Source organism: Rhodococcus sp. WAY2, from assembly GCF_009859915.1.
Taxonomy (GTDB): domain Bacteria; phylum Actinomycetota; class Actinomycetes; order Mycobacteriales; family Mycobacteriaceae; genus Rhodococcus_F; species Rhodococcus_F oxybenzonivorans.
This window is the reverse complement of record NZ_CP046572.1, coordinates 6153036-6167833: the sequence shown is the minus strand read 5'-3', so window position 1 is coordinate 6167833 and position 14798 is coordinate 6153036. Positions and strand designations below refer to the sequence as shown.

The 14798-nt window shown below is 67.2% G+C and carries 12 protein-coding genes; all 12 read right to left on the bottom strand.

Annotated elements, in window-relative coordinates:
- Positions 1-97 precede the first annotated feature (97 nt).
- The gene (trmD, locus tag GFS60_RS27750; protein WP_159926142.1) at positions 98-790 is read right to left on the bottom strand and encodes a tRNA (guanosine(37)-N1)-methyltransferase TrmD; all 693 of its coding nucleotides are present in this window, start codon (positions 788-790) and stop codon (positions 98-100) included.
- A gap of 10 nt (positions 791-800) precedes the next feature.
- The gene (gene rimM, locus GFS60_RS27745) at positions 801-1346 is read right to left on the bottom strand and encodes a ribosome maturation factor RimM (protein WP_159927602.1); all 546 of its coding nucleotides are present in this window, start codon (positions 1344-1346) and stop codon (positions 801-803) included.
- Positions 1347-1359: 13 nt separating this feature from the next.
- Positions 1360-1602, bottom strand: a complete 243-nt coding sequence (locus tag GFS60_RS27740; RefSeq protein WP_005240479.1) for an RNA-binding protein — start codon at positions 1600-1602, stop codon at positions 1360-1362.
- A complete protein-coding gene (rpsP, locus tag GFS60_RS27735) occupies positions 1599-2060 on the bottom strand; it encodes a 30S ribosomal protein S16 (protein WP_159926140.1) in 462 nt (153 codons plus the stop codon). Before rpsP ends, GFS60_RS27740 begins: the two co-directional genes overlap by 4 nt.
- 179 nt (positions 2061-2239) lie before the next feature.
- Complete coding sequence (locus GFS60_RS27730) at positions 2240-3325, bottom strand: amidohydrolase family protein (protein WP_159926138.1); 1086 nt, start codon at positions 3323-3325, stop codon at positions 2240-2242.
- Between the two features lie 4 nt (positions 3326-3329).
- Positions 3330-4913 (bottom strand): signal recognition particle protein, encoded by a 1584-nt coding sequence (gene ffh / locus GFS60_RS27725; protein WP_159926136.1) that lies wholly within the window; start codon positions 4911-4913, stop codon positions 3330-3332.
- A 76-nt stretch (positions 4914-4989) separates the two neighbouring features.
- A complete protein-coding gene (locus GFS60_RS27720) occupies positions 4990-7533 on the bottom strand; it encodes a [protein-PII] uridylyltransferase (RefSeq protein WP_159926134.1) in 2544 nt (847 codons plus the stop codon).
- The gene (locus GFS60_RS27715; RefSeq protein ID WP_005240467.1) at positions 7523-7861 is read right to left on the bottom strand and encodes a P-II family nitrogen regulator; all 339 of its coding nucleotides are present in this window, start codon (positions 7859-7861) and stop codon (positions 7523-7525) included. Before GFS60_RS27715 ends, GFS60_RS27720 begins: the two co-directional genes overlap by 11 nt.
- 4 nt (positions 7862-7865) lie before the next feature.
- Positions 7866-9185 carry an ammonium transporter gene (locus GFS60_RS27710; protein WP_284707283.1) on the bottom strand — a complete coding sequence of 440 codons (1320 nt, stop codon included), beginning with the start codon at positions 9183-9185 and terminating at the stop codon, positions 7866-7868.
- Positions 9186-9411: 226 nt separating this feature from the next.
- Positions 9412-10827, bottom strand: a complete 1416-nt coding sequence (gene ftsY / locus GFS60_RS27705; RefSeq protein WP_201453463.1) for a signal recognition particle-docking protein FtsY — start codon at positions 10825-10827, stop codon at positions 9412-9414.
- A gap of 66 nt (positions 10828-10893) precedes the next feature.
- Positions 10894-14499 carry a chromosome segregation protein SMC gene (gene smc, locus GFS60_RS27700; protein WP_159926128.1) on the bottom strand — a complete coding sequence of 1202 codons (3606 nt, stop codon included), beginning with the start codon at positions 14497-14499 and terminating at the stop codon, positions 10894-10896.
- Between the two features lie 22 nt (positions 14500-14521).
- The gene (locus GFS60_RS27695; protein ID WP_109330975.1) at positions 14522-14797 is read right to left on the bottom strand and encodes an acylphosphatase; all 276 of its coding nucleotides are present in this window, start codon (positions 14795-14797) and stop codon (positions 14522-14524) included.
- Position 14798 lies beyond the last annotated feature (1 nt).

Here is a 14798-nt window from a genome sequence, read left to right as displayed (position 1 = left end):
TCGGGAGCGCAAAAGCGGCGTTTCGTGCGGACCGTCGCCCCCCGCGAGCAGATCCGGTGCGCGCGCATCGACGACCGGGGACAGCCGATGGGCCGACTCAGGGCAACAGGTCCGGCCGGCGCTCCGCGGTGCGCTGCAACGATTGCTCGTGGCGCCACTGCGCGATCTTGGCGTGGTCACCCGACAAGAGCACCGGTGGGACGTCGAGTCCTCGCCACGTGGCAGGCCGGGTGTAGCTCGGGCCTTCGAGGAGCCCGTCGCTGAACGAATCTTCCTGGTGTGACTGCTGATTGCCCAGGACACCGGGAATCAGCCGAACGAAGGCCTCGACCATGACGAGCACTGCCGCCTCACCCCCGATGAGGACGTAGTCGCCGATGCTGACTTCTTCGACCCGCACGCGCCGGGCAGCGTCGTCGATGACTCGTTGGTCTATGCCTTCATATCGCCCACAGGCGAAAACGATGTGGCGCTCCCCTGCCCAGCGTTCCGCCGTCGCCTGGGTGAAGGGGACGCCCGCCGGTGTGGGGACCACCAGAAGTGTGTCGGCGTCGTCGCCGCCCCTGGCGAGGACGTCATCCAGGGCCGGTCCCCACACACTGGGTTTCATGACCATTCCGGGGCCACCGCCGTAGGGCGAGTCGTCGACAGCTTTGTGGACGTCGTGCGTCCAGTTCCTCAGATCGTGCACGTCTACCGAGAGGAGTCCCTTGTCGATCGCCTTGCCGAGCAGGGCAGCGCGAAGGGGCTCGAGATACTCCGGGAAGATGGTGACCACGTCGAGACGCATGGTTACCGGCTCATTCGCCGACAGGAGATTCACCGAAGTCAGGGTCGAGCAACCCTTCCGGTGGGTCGATCTCGACGACACCGTCCGCAACGGACACCGAGGTCACGATCGCGGTGACGAACGGAACGAGTAATTCCGGCGCCCCCTCACGACGGACGGACAGGAGTTCGCCTGCCGCCGAATGCAGTACCTCGACGACGGTACCCACCGGAGTGCCGTCCGCCAGCCGAACGGCAAGGCCCTCGAGTTCGTGATCGTAGAACTCGTCCGGGTCGTCGGACGGTTCGAGTTCCGCACTGTCGATGACGAAGAGCGTGCCGCGCAACGCATCGGCGGCGGCACGATCCGCTACACCCTCGAGGCGCAGCAGAAGCCGCCCGGAATGCTCCCGGGCGGCTTCTACCGTGTACGTGGTGAGCTTCTGCTCGCGCGGCTTCCGTCCCCGCAGCACGGCACCGAGAGCGAAACGCTGTTCGGGTTCGTCGGTGCGAACCTCGACGACGACTTCCCCTTTGATGCCGTGTGACTTGGCGACACGGCCGACGACGAGCTCCACTGCTGTGCGGCCGCTACTGATCGGTGTCGACGACGTCGACACGGATCCCGCGGCCACCGATACCGGAGACCAACGTGCGCAGCGCTGTCGCCGTGCGACCGCCACGTCCGATGACCTTGCCGAGGTCGTCAGGATTGACGTGAACCTCGACAGTGCGCCCCCGACGCCCGGTGATCAGCTCGACACGAACGTCGTCGGGATTGGCGACGATGCCACGAACGAGGTGCTCCACGGCATCGGCGACGACGGCACTCACTTGTCAGCAGCCTCGGAGTTCTCGGCCTCTGCACCCGACGCGTCGGCAGCAGCCTCGGCGTCGTCGGCCTTGGCCTTCTTCTTCTTGGGGGTGATGGCCTCGGACACCGGCTCGTTCTCGGCCTGCGCCAGCGCAGCCTGGAACAGCTCCAGCTTGGACGGCTTGGCTTCCTTGACGCGGAGAGTGCCCTCGGTACCCGGCAGGCCCTTGAACTTCTGCCAGTCGCCCGTGATCTTCAGGAGTGCCTCGACGGGCTCGGTGGGCTGCGCGCCCACGCCCAGCCAGTACTGCGCCCGCTCGGAATCGATGTCGATCAGCGAGGGCTCTTCCTTGGGGTGGTACTTGCCGATGGTCTCGATCGCGCGGCCGTTGCGACGGGTGCGGGCGTCGGCAACGACGATGCGGTACTGCGGGTTCCGGATCTTGCCGAGCCGGGTGAGCTTGATCTTGACAGCCACTGCTGTACTTCTCCTTCGGTGCGCACACCAAGTGCACACATTGTCACGTGCAATTCAGCGACGCACAGGAATAGTGCGTCCGGTTTTGCCTCTCACCTGTGACCGCCGCGCGGTACGGAACCGGATGCGACGAACAGCGGATCATTCTGCCAGACGAGCACCGTCAGGGTAAAACCAGGTCATCGCGTCTTGACGACATTTCCGCGCAGCACCACGATGTCGGGTGCGGCGAGGGCATCGTTTCCGGTACGTGGGTCGTCCCGGTAGACGAGCAGATCCGCGGGTGCGCCCGGTTCCAGCCCGGGATGCCGCAGCCAGGTCCGGGCGTTCCAGCACGCAGCGCCGAGCGCGTCGGTCGGCGACAGCCCGACGGCCTTGAGCTCCTCGACCTCGTCGGCGATCCGGCCGTGCACGATGGATCCGCCGGCATCGGTGCCCGCGTAGATCGGAATCCCGGCGTCGTGGGCCGCGCCGATCGTGTCTTTCACCCGCGAGTGCAGGTCCCGCATATGAGCCGCGTACACCGGGTAGCGCGTCGCAGAGTCGGCGATCTCGGGGAAGGTGGCGATGTTGATGAGCGTCGGGACGAGGGCAGTGCCGTGCCCCACCATCAGCTCGATCGTCTCGTCGGTGAGCCCCGTACCGTGCTCGATGCAGTCGATACCGGCGTTGATCAGACCGGGAAGCGCGTCCTCGGCGAAGACGTGGGCCGTGACCCGTGCGCCTTCCCGGTGGGCGGCGGCGATGGCTTCCACCAGAATGTCGTCGCTCCACAAGGGTGCGAGGTCACCGATCGACCTGTCGATCCAGTCACCGACCAGCTTGACCCAGCCATCACCGGCGCGCGCCTGCCGCGCAACCTCGGCCGGCAACTGCTCCTCGTCCTCGAGGTCTACCGGCAGCCCCGGAATGTATCGCTTGGGTGCGGCAATGTGCTGACCTGCCCTGACGATTCGCGGCAGGTCGACCCGCTCGTCGAGGAATCGGGTGTCCACGGGAGACCCGGCGTCGCGGATCAGGAGGACACCGGCATCGCGCTCGGTCTCCGCCTGCGCGATCAGCCCCTCGATGCTCTCACCGCCGCCGCCGCCGAACTTGATGCCGACGTGGCAGTGCGCATCGACCAGTCCGGGAACGATCCACCCCGAATCACAGATGGTCTCGGCACCGGCGATCGGCTCGGTGGAAACGACCCCTTGATCCACCCAGTATTCGACGGGCTGTTCGCCGGGCAGGCCGATACCCCGCAAGTGCAGTGCGCTCATCGCTCTACTTCTTCGGCAGCTTCAACTGCGACAGGTCGATGCCTTCGAGACCGGGCGGTAACTCGTCCAGCCCCTTCGGCATGCTCGACAAATCCGGCATGCCTGCCGGAAGGCCACCGGGCATTCCGGGGAAACCACCCGGCATGCCCCCGGGGAATCCTCCGCGCACCTTCGGCGGCGTCGGACCCTTCCCGCCCTTCTTGCCTTTCTTGCCCTTCTTGCTGCGCTGCGGCTTGCGGGATCCGGGCATGCCCATCCGACCGGCCATCGCCGCCATCATCTTGCGAGCTTCGAAGAAGCGGTCGACGAGCTGATTGACGTCGGACACCTTGACGCCCGAGCCGTTGGCGATCCGCAGCCTGCGCGAAGCGTTGATGATCTTGGGGTCTTCGCGCTCCGCCGGCGTCATGCCCCGGATGATGGCCTGCACCCGGTCGAGTTGCTTCTCGTCGACGTTGGCGAGGGCGTCCTTCATCTGTCCGGCGCCGGGAAGCATCCCGAGGAGGTTGCCGATGGGCCCCATCTTGCGGACGGCCATCATCTGTTCGAGGAAGTCCTCGAGGGTCAGCTGCCCCGAGCCGATCTTCTGTGCGGTGGCCTCGGCCTGCTCGGCATCGAAGTGCTGCTCGGCCGCCTCGATGAGGCTGAGGACGTCACCCATGCCGAGGATGCGGCTGGCCATCCGGTCGGGGTGGAAGACGTCGAAGTCCTCGAGCTTCTCACCCGTGGAGGCGAAGAGGATGGGCTGTCCGGTGACCTCACGGACACTCAGGGCCGCGCCGCCGCGGGCGTCACCGTCGAGCTTGGTGAGCACTACACCCGTGAATCCGACGCCTTCACGGAAGGCTTCGGCGGTGCTGACCGCGTCCTGGCCGATCATCGCGTCGAGAACGAAGAGAGTTTCGTCCGGATCGACAGCATCGCGGATGCCCGCGGCCTGCGCCATCAGATCTGCATCGATACCCAGGCGCCCCGCGGTGTCGACGATGACGACGTCGTACTGCTTGTTGCGAGCCTCGTCGATTCCGGACCGCGCGACTTCGACCGGGTCTGCCGCGGTGATCCCGAGCGGGTTGTCACCGCCGCCGATCGACGTGCCCGGGTGGGGCGCGAACACGGCGGCGCCTGCGCGTTCACCGACGATCTGCAGCTGGGTGACGGCGCCCGGACGCTGCAGGTCGCACGCCACCAGCAGCGGGGTGTGTCCCTGATCGCGCAGCCACTTGGCGAGCTTGCCGGCGAGAGTGGTCTTACCGGAACCCTGCAGACCGGCGAGCATGATCACGGTCGGCGGTGTCTTGGCGAACGCGAGTCGACGGGTCTCACCGCCGAGGATTCCGACGAGTTCCTCGTTGACGATCTTGACGACCTGCTGCGCCGGATTGAGCGCCGCGGACACCTCGACGCCCTTGGCCCGCTCCTTGATCCTCGCGATGAACGCGCGCACCACGGGCAGCGCGACGTCCGCCTCGAGGAGAGCCAACCGGATCTCACGACACGTGGCGTCGATGTCGGCCCCGGAAAGGCGACCCTTGCCACGCAGATCCTTGAGGGCTCCGGTCAACCTGTCGGAAAGGGATTCGAACACCGAGTGCGCTCCTGAAGTCGTGCGAGTATGCGGTGGATATTCTCGGGCACCAGCGTAACCGCTCCGGTCCGGCCGATCACTCCCGCCCGCTGCCCTCCTGCTTCTTCGGCTTCGGCAGCGGAACGACGCCGAGGATGGCCCGCTCGACCTCTTCCCTACTCGCCCGCGTGTCGTGATCACCGAGATCGAGGCAGAACGAGTCGACGACCGATGATCCCAGCGTCGTCACCTTCGCCCACCGGACGTCCGCGCCGCAGTTGTCGAACGCGGCGGCCAGCCGGCACAGGAGACCCAGCCTGTCTTCCGCGCGCAGTTCGAGAATCACCTCACCGGGGGCTGCGGTGTCGAACCAGATGACCCGCGGCGGGGCCTGCGCATACAACACGGGAACGGCGTCTCCCCGCTCTTCCTCCGCCGCGACGCGCTGGCTCTCGCGGGCCTCGTCCTCCTTGGCCGTGAGCATCTCCAGCAGATCCAGTTCACCGGCCAGCGCCCGGATCAACTCCTGCCGGAGCAGCCCTGCCTGCGGCGGTGCTCCGAAGCGCGGCGACACGACGAAGGAATTGACGGCCGAATCGCCGGAGCTGCCCAACGAGGCCGAATAGACCCGAAGGGAATGCAGCGCCAGCACTCCGGCGGCTTTCGACAACAGTCCGCGCTCGTCGGGGGCGATCACGGTGACCACGTAGGTGTGGGGACTGTCGGCCGGGTTCAGCGCGACATGGACCCCACCGCCCGCCGCCAGCGCGACATGTTCCGGATCGAGCGGATCCGGCGCGGGAAGATCCTCACCCGCCATGACCATGCGGCACCTGCGGACCAGCTCCCCGATGAGTGACGACTTCCAGTCGCCCCACACGCCAGGACCCGTCGCGAGCGAATCGGCCTCGGCCAACGCGTGCAGCAGCTCCAGGAGTACCCCGTCCCCGCCGAGCGCCTCCACGACCCGTTCCACCGTTTCCGGATCGTCGAGGTCGCGTCGGGTCGCGGTCTGCGGCAACAGCAGATGATGGCGCACCATCGCCGTCAACGTCGCGATGTCCGACGGCCACAGCCCGAGCCGCTTACCGATCTGGATCGCCAGTTCGGCTCCCACGACGCTGTGGTCACCTCCCCGCCCCTTCCCGATGTCGTGGAGCAGGGCGCCGAGCATCAGCAGGTCGGGCCGGGCGACGCGCGTGGTGAAACCGCTCGCGTACGCCGCGGTTTCGACGAGATGACGATCCACGGTCCAGGTGTGCACGGCGTCCCTCGGCGGTAGGTCGCGGACGGCTCCCCACTCCGGCAGAAGCCGCCCCCACAGTCCCGTACGGTCGAGCGCTTCGATCGCGGCGACGGCCCTGCTTCCCGAGCCGAGAAGGACCAGAAGGTCGTTCACCGCCTCCTTGGGCCATGGTTCCCGCAGCTCCGGCGCGTGGTCGGCCAGGCGGTTCAGCGTCGAAGCGGACATCGGCATGCCCGTGGTTGCCGACGCTGCCGCCACCCGCATGACGAGACCGGGGTCCTTGCCGGGCCGGGCATCGCGCGCCAGAACCACTTCGCCGGCATGCTCGACCACACCCTCGTCGAGAGGTCGCCGCACAGGCGGCCTCCGCAGGCGCGCGAGACCACGGCGGGGCAGGGCATTTCCCGCCGTCCGCACCCCGACATCCACCGAGTAGCTGATGGTGCGGGCGGCGTCGCTGAGCATGCGGGCCAGGTCGAAACGATCCCCGATCCGCAGCGCCGCGCCGATCTCGTCGGCGTCCTGGGCCCGCAGCTGGTCGCGGGGGCGTCCGGCGACCCGGTGCAGCTCGGTACGCACGTCGAGGAGACGACGATGCGCCAATGCGAGTCCGCCACCGGGCGATTCGGGTCCGAGTCCGGGCATGCCGTCGGTGAGCTGCGCGATGGACAGCGCGTTGAGCAGCTGTACGTCCCGCAGTCCACCGCGACCGCTCTTGAGGTCCGGTTCGGCGCGATGGGCGATTTCACCGCTACGTTCCCACCGCGACCTGGTCTGGGCGATCAGCTCGTCGAAGCGGTTGCGGATGTCGGTGCGCCATTGGCGCCGCACTCCGCTGATGAGAAGGTTGCTCAATTCGACGTCGCCGACGATGTGCCGCGCCTCGAGCATCCCCAGTGCGGCAGTGATATCCGTGGATGCGACCTGCAACGCCTGCGGGATGGTGCGGACACTGTGGTCGAGTTTGATGTGTGCGTCCCACAGCGGATACCAGAGCTGATCCGCAACCCGAGACACCACGGCGGGATCCATGTCGTCGTGGAGGAGCACGAGATCGAGGTCCGAGTACGGCAGCATTTCGCGGCGGCCGAGCCCGCCGACCGCGACGAGCGCGAACCCGCAGTCGGGCTTGACACCGAGTTCGGCGCCTTTCGTGGTCAGCCAGAATTCGTGCAGGTCGACGAGGGCGTGCCGGAGCGCAGGCGCGTCCAGCCTTCGGCCGTGTCCTCCCCTTGCACCCGGAGTGCTCTCCGAACCGCCGCTGAGGAGCTGTCGGCGTGCGCGGGCCAGGTCCGCAGCTTCGTTCGATCCGCCTGACGCAACCGGCCCTGGTGCCGTCGCCTTCGCGACGGGACCAGGGCCGGTCTTACCGGACCCGTTGGGGTCAGAGCGCATCCGCGCCGCGTTCCCCGGTGCGTACCCGGATGACCGACTCGACGGGTGACACCCACACCTTGCCGTCACCGATCTTTCCGGTGCGGGCTGCTTCGACGATCACCTCGACGACCTTGTCCACTGCCGCATCGTCCACGACGACCTCGACTCGAACCTTCGGTACGAAATCGACCGAGTACTCGGCCCCGCGGTAGACCTCGGTGTGACCCTTCTGGCGGCCGTAACCCTGGACCTCGCTGACGGTCATTCCGAGGACGCCCGCCTGCTCGAGTCCCGTCTTGACGTCCTCGAGAGTGAACGGCTTGACAATTGCGGTGATCAGCTTCATTTCCTCATCCCTCCTTGCCGGACACGCGAGCGGTTGACGAATTTCCGCCGAGTGCAGCGAAATCGTAAGCCGTTTCTGCGTGTTCCGACTCATCCACTCCCAGTGATTCACCCTCGTCGCTGACCCGCAGACCGATGGTGAACTTCACGATCAACGCAACGATGGCCGTACCGACGAGCGAGTAAAGCAGTACTGCTCCGGCGCCCACTGCCTGACGCCAGAGTTGATCGAAACCTCCACCATAGAACAGTCCGTCGACGCCCGCGGGTGCCTCTGTGGTTGCGACGAGTCCGACCATCAGAGTTCCGACGATGCCGCCGACGAGGTGCACTCCCACCACGTCGAGTGAATCGTCGAAGCCGAAGCGGTACTTGAGCCCGACGGCGAGTGCGCAGAGGGCACCGGCGACAACACCGATCGCCAACGCACCGAGGACGTTCACGGACGAGCAGGAGGGGGTGATGGCAACCAGACCGGCCACGATTCCGGACGCGGCACCGAGGGTGGTCGCATGCCCGTCGCGGATGCGTTCGACGAGAAGCCACGCGAGCATCGCTGCACACGTTCCGACGACGGTCGTGATGAAGGTCGCGCCGGCAATCCCGTTGGCGCCGACGGCAGAACCTGCGTTGAAGCCGAACCAGCCGAACCACAGCAGGCCTGCGCCGAGCATCACGAAGGTCAGGTTGTGCGGGCGGAAGGGCGTGCCCGGCCAGCCGCGGCGCTTCCCGAGGATGATGCAGAGAACGAGTCCGGCGGCGCCGGCGTTGATGTGCACGGCAGTACCACCGGCGAAGTCGATGGCGGCGAGTTTGTTGGCGATCCAGCCACCGGTCTCGGCGGTGACGCCGTCGAAGGCGAAGACCCAGTGCGCCACCGGGAAGTACACGACCGTCGCCCAGAGGCCGGCGAACAGCAGCCAGGGACCGAAGCGCAGGCGATCTGCGACGGCACCCGAGATCAGTGCAACGGTGATGATGGCGAACATGGCCTGGAAGGCCACGAAGACTGTCGCGGGAATCGTCCCGACGAGGGGGATCGCCGAATCGGCGATGACCGAACCGGCGTCATCGGTTTCCGCGAGGTACGAGCCGCCGATCAGTCCCTTCAAGCCGAAGTACTGGAACGGGTCACCGAAGAGGTTCGACTGGTCTTCACCGAACGCGATGGAATAGCCGTAGAGCACCCAGAGGATGCCGACGACGCCCATGGCGCTGACGCTCATCATGACCATGTTCAGCACGCTCTTGGCACGAACCATGCCGCCGTAGAAGAACGCAAGACCCGGAGTCATGAGCAACACGAGCGCGGCGCTGGTCAGCATCCACGCTGTGTCCCCGGTGTCCGGTGCACCGATAGTGGGGAAATCCACCTTGAGCCTCCTCCTTCTCAGCCCAGCCCGTTGCTGGCTGACGACCTGAGAAGAAGGGTGCTCATGCGGTGTTTCAGCCGTGCCACTGCACTGTTTCGCGCAGGTGAACGCATCACCCATTTGTGTTGCGTACAGGTTTCGTCACGGCAGTTCCATGTTTTTTCGGGGGTCGTTCCGCTCAGCCCAGCAGGGCGTCGACGAATGCGCCCGGCTCGAACGGGGCGAGATCGTCGGCGCCCTCGCCGAGTCCGACGAGCTTCACCGGAACACCGAGTTCGTGTTGCACCTGAAAGACGATGCCACCCTTGGCCGTGCCGTCGAGCTTGGTGAGCACCACTCCGGTGATGTCGACGACCTCGGCGAACACGCGTGCCTGCGCCAGACCGTTCTGGCCGATCGTTGCATCGAGAACCAGAAGCACGTCGTCGACCGACGCCTTCTTCTCGATCACCCGCTTCACCTTGCCGAGCTCGTCCATCAATCCTGTCTTGGTGTGAAGGCGGCCCGCTGTGTCGATCAGCACGGCGTCGACGCCGTTCTCGATGCCCTTCGATACGGCGTCGAAGGCGACCGCAGCCGGATCCGCTGCTTCCTTGCCCCGAACCACCTCGGCACCCACCCGTTCCGCCCACGTCTGGAGCTGGTCCGCGGCCGCGGCGCGGAACGTGTCCGCTGCCCCGAGCAGGACGCGTCTGCCGTCGGCAACGAGCACACGCGCGAGCTTGCCGGTGGTGGTCGTCTTGCCGGTGCCGTTGACTCCCACCACCAAGAGGACCGCAGGGTGGTCGTCGTGCGGCAGCGCACGAATCGACCGATCGAGCTCGGGCCGCAGTTCGGCGATCAACACTTCGCGCAGCAGTGCCCGGGCGTCTGCCTCGGTACGGACGCTCCGCGCCGCCATCTGCTCGCGCAGCGCGGTGACCACCTTCGTGGTGGTCGCCGAGCCGAGGTCCGCGATCAGAAGAGTGTCCTCGACCTCTTCCCACGAATCCTCGTCGAGGTCACCGCCACCGAGCAGGCCCAGCAAGCTCTTCCCGACAGCGGATTGAGAGCGGGACAGCCGACCGCGCAGGCGGTCGAGTCGGCCCTCGGTCGGGGCGATCTCGTCGAGCGCGGGCACGGGCGGCGCTGCCGGTTCCGGCGTTACCACCGGCTCGGGTGCGACCACGGGTTCGGGTGCGACTACCGGCTCGTATGCGACCACGGGCTCCGGCGCGACCACGGGCTCGGGCGCGATCACGGAATCCGTGTCCGCGGGCTTTTCGGGAGCCGGAATCACCTCGTCCGGCGTCGTCGTCGGCTTCGCGGGCGGGACCACCTCGGGAGTGGGCGCCGGTGTCGGGGCCGGGGGTCGTGGCGCCGGCGCGGGTTCGCGCGGCGGAGCAGTCGCCGTCGACCCTTCACTGAAACTGAAACCGGTGCCTGCGCGATAGCCGCCCGAGCGGTCCTTCTCCGCGGCGATCTGTGGAGTGTCGGGCGCCTTCAGGGAGATCCGGCGTCGCCGGTACAGCACTGATCCGACAACGAGAACGACGAGAAGAACGGCCAATGCGGCCGCGATGGCAATCCAGGCTCCGGTAGTCACGCCGCCCATTGTTTCAGGCTCCGGTTTCGCCCGCGCAGTGCCTTCCCACGTGCGAGGGCTCCCACCGCACCCGGATCAGGCCCCGGCGGCTGCCATGTCCTGACCCCGCAGGCGCTGGGAGATGACGGTAGTGATGCCGTCACCGCGCATGCTCACACCGTAGAGAGCGTCCGCAACTTCCATCGTCGGCTTCTGGTGGGTGATGACGATCAGCTGCGACTTCTCCCGCAGCTGCTCGAACAAGCCGATGAGACGACGCAGGTTCGTGTCGTCCAGCGCCGCCTCGACCTCGTCCATCACGTAGAAGGGTGACGGCCGGGCCCGGAAGATCGCGACCAGCATGGCGACCGCGGTCAGTGACTTCTCGCCACCTGACAGCAACGACAGTCGTTTGACCTTCTTTCCGGGCGGACGGGCCTCGACCTCGATGCCGGTCGTCAGCATGTCGGACGGGTCGGTGAGCACCAACCGTCCCTCACCACCGGGGAACAATTTCGCGAACACCTGCACGAACTCCCGTTCGACGTCGGCGTACGCCTCGGTGAACACCTGCAGGATCCGGGCGTCCACGTCGGCGACGACACCGAGCAAGTCCTTGCGGGCCGTCTTGACGTCTTCGAGCTGAGTCGACAGGAAGTTGTACCGCTCCTCGAGTGCCGCGAACTCCTCGAGGGCCAGCGGGTTGACCTTGCCGAGTGTCGCCAGATCTTTCTCGGCGCGCTGCGCGCGACGCTCCTGCGCAGCCCGGTCGTAGGGAATTGGCGCAGGCATCGTGACCTGCTCCCCCCGCTCCTTCGCCTGCTCATACTCCTCAATCTCCAGCGGCGAGGGCGGCAACGGCACATCCGGCCCGTATTCTGCGATCAGGTCGTCCAACCCGATGCCGTGCTGTTCGAGGATCGATTCCTCCAGCTGCTCGATGCGCGTCGCGGCCTGGGCGCGAGCCACCTCGTCGCGGTGGACGGCGTCGGTCAGGGAAGCCAGCTGTGCCGTCAACTGACGCACCTTCTCCTTGACCTGCTCGAGCTGCTCGGTCCGCTCGGTGCGCGACCGGGCGAGTTCGTCGCGGTGCGCCATCGCCGCTGCAACCACCTCGCCGAGATGGTCGGCCACCCGCTGTCCCGATTCGGCCACCGCAGCCGCGACCGCGGCCGCGTTCTGCCGTGCCTTCATCGCACGTTCCGCACGCGCCCGGGCGTCGCGTTCCACCTGTGCTGCCCGGCGCAGCGAATCCGCCTTTCCGCGCACCGACTCCGCCCGCTCCTCGGCTGTGCGAACCGCGAGCCGGGCCTCCACCTCGACGGCGCGCACTTCGGCGAGCGCAGCGGCTGCCATTTCGCGCTCGTAGCTCGTGGAGTCGGACCCACCCGATTCGGCGCCGCCGGGCGTGGCGTCCTGCTCTGCCATGCGCAGCCGCTCTTCGAGTTCGGCGAGAGCCGCCAGGGTCTCCTCACGCCCGCTTTCCGCCTTCTCCCGCTGCCGGGTGAGGCGATCGGATTCGGCATGTGCCGCGCGAGCGGCCTGCCCGAGGCGGCCGAGCCGCTCGTAGATGGCGGACATCGCGGCGTCGGACTCGTTGAGGGCGGCGAGGGTCTGCTCGGCGTTCTCCTGTCGGGCGACCTGTTCGGCAAGCGCTCCCGACAACGCCGCGGACAATTCCTCGGCACGCCGTTCGGCTTGAGCCAGATCGCTCACCGAGTTGTCGATCGCGGCCTGAACCTCGAGGGTGCTGGGCTGCCTGTCCGAACCGCCACTGATCCACCCGGCACCGAGCAGGTCTCCGTCCCGGGTGACGGCGCGCAGTTCCGGTGCCGAGTCGACGATCTCGACGGCGTCGTCGATCGAGTCGACCACCACTACACCGGCGAGGAGCGCGAATAGGCCTGTTCGTAGCTCGGCAGGGCACTCGATGACGTCGGCCGCCCAACGAGCGCCGAGGGTGAGCGAGGCACCGGACGAGGGAATCCGGTCACTTCCGATCACCAGAGCGGCCCGTCCGCTGTCGGTATCTTTCAGCGCGCCGACCGCTGCGCGGGCCGCATCGAGTGAGTTGGCGACGACGGCATCGGCTGCCGGACCTAACGCTGCTGCGACCGCGCCTTCGTACCCCTTCTCTACGGTGATGAGGCCGCCGAGCGGTCCCGCAATGCCGTCGTCGCTGCGATTCTCGACGAGCCAGCCTGCCCCGTCTTTGCGTTCGAGTCCCATCGACAGGGCGTCGATCCGGGCGCGAAGCGATGCCACTTCCTGACCTGCCGCGCGTTCGGCGCTCTGCAGTTCGGTGACACGCTCGGTGACCAGGCGCAGCGCTTCGACGGCTCGCTCGTGGTGAGAGTCGAGTCCGACCTCCCCCGCGTCGAGGTCACCGATCTCGTCCTGGACCACTTCGAACTCGGCTTGCGCGGCGTCGCCGCGCGCCCTGGCTTCCTCGATCGCCACCGTCAACCGCGACACCTCGGCGTCCACCGAGTCGGCGCGAGTCCGCAGGGTGTCGACCTGGCCCGACAGTCGGGCAAGCCCCTCCCGGCGGTCGGCGATGGCACGGACGGCTGCCATGTGCGCGCGTTCCGCTTCTGCGGCCGCCTCCTCCCCCGCGGCGAGCTGCTCCTTGGCCGCGTCGAGTGCCGCGCGCGCCATCTCGACAGCCTCGGCCAGTTCTTGTTCCTCCGCGGCGAGCCGATCGGCACGCGCCTCCATCTCGTCGGGATCCTGACCGCGATGCGCTGAAGGCTCCGAATCGAGATGCCGAGCCCGTTCGCGGGCGATCCGAATGGTGGCATTGACGCGCTCCGCGAGGGCGGACAACCGAAACCACGTCTGAGCTGCCGCCTCGGCGCCCGGCGTCAACCGCGACAGCTCCTGCTCGTGACGGCCGAGCTCGAGAGTGGCCTCGTCGAGTGCCTCGGTGACGGCATCGTGCTGCTCACGGGCTCTCTTCTCGTCCTGCGCCTGATTCGCCAGCTCCGCCCGGCGGGTCACCAGGTCATCGGCAGCGAGCCGCAGCTTGGCATCGCGAAGGTCGGCTTGCACGGTCTGCGCGCGCCGAGCCACCTCCGCCTGCCGCCCCAGTGGCTTGAGCTGACGACGCAACTCGGCCGTCAGATCGTTGAGCCGGGCGAGGTTGGCCTGCATGGAGTCCAGCTTGCGGACGGCCTTCTCTTTACGCTTGCGGTGCTTGAGCACCCCCGCTGCTTCTTCGATGAACGCACGCCGGTCCTCGGGCCGCGACTCGAGGATGGCCGCCAGACGCCCCTGCCCGACAATGACGTGCATTTCCCGACCGATGCCGGAGTCGCTGAGCAGCTCCTGCACATCCATCAGTCGGCAGGAGCTGCCGTTGATCTCGTATTCGCCTGCACCGTCGCGGAACATTCGACGGGTGATCGAGACCTCGGAGTAGTCGATGGGGAGTGCGCCGTCCGAGTTGTCGATGGTGAGCGTGACCTCGGCGCGGCCCAGCGGCGCCCTGCCCGCCGTGCCCGCGAAGATGACGTCCTCCATCTTGCCGCCACGGAGGGCTTTCGCGCCCTGCTCCCCCATCACCCAGGTGAGGGCATCGACCACATTGGACTTTCCCGATCCATTGGGTCCCACGACGCACGTGATACCGGGTTCGAATCGCAGAGTCGTTGCGGACGCAAAGGATTTGAATCCCTTCAGCGTCAGACTCTTCAGATGCATGACGGACGACTTTACCTTCGGTTCACCGTTCGACGAACCCGGTGACGTCTCCGCGAGCGGAATCCCATTGCTCGACCACCAGGTCCACGGTGCCCGGTGTGTTGCCCGAACGCAGGAGTGCGAGCAGCGCGTCCAGCTTGTCGCGCGGGCCCTCGGCGATCACCAGCACCCGGCCGTCCGCCTGGTTGGCCGCATAACCGACGAGACCGAGTTCCAGCGCCCGCGCGCGCGTCCACCACCGAAACCCCACGCCCTGCACGTACCCGTGAACCCATGCTGTCAGTCGTTCCGTCGTCATG

Excerpts from the sequence above, each read along its gene's own strand:
- trmD (WP_159926142.1), bottom strand. The coding sequence starts at position 790 with ATGCGTCTCGACGTGGTCACCATCTTCCCGGAGTATCTCGAGCCCCTT.
- GFS60_RS27730 (WP_159926138.1), bottom strand. The coding sequence starts at position 3,325 with ATGAGCGCACTGCACTTGCGGGGTATCGGCCTGCCCGGCGAACAGCCC.
- GFS60_RS27720 (WP_159926134.1), bottom strand. The coding sequence starts at position 7,533 with ATGCGCTCTGACCCCAACGGGTCCGGTAAGACCGGCCCTGGTCCCGTC.
- GFS60_RS27715 (WP_005240467.1), bottom strand. The coding sequence starts at position 7,861 with ATGAAGCTGATCACCGCAATTGTCAAGCCGTTCACTCTCGAGGACGTC.
- GFS60_RS27710 (WP_284707283.1), bottom strand. The coding sequence starts at position 9,185 with ATGCTGACCAGCGCCGCGCTCGTGTTGCTCATGACTCCGGGTCTTGCG.
- ftsY (WP_201453463.1), bottom strand. The coding sequence starts at position 10,827 with ATGGGCGGCGTGACTACCGGAGCCTGGATTGCCATCGCGGCCGCATTG.
- smc (WP_159926128.1), bottom strand. The coding sequence starts at position 14,499 with ATGCATCTGAAGAGTCTGACGCTGAAGGGATTCAAATCCTTTGCGTCC.
- GFS60_RS27695 (WP_109330975.1), bottom strand. The coding sequence starts at position 14,797 with ATGACGACGGAACGACTGACAGCATGGGTTCACGGGTACGTGCAGGGC.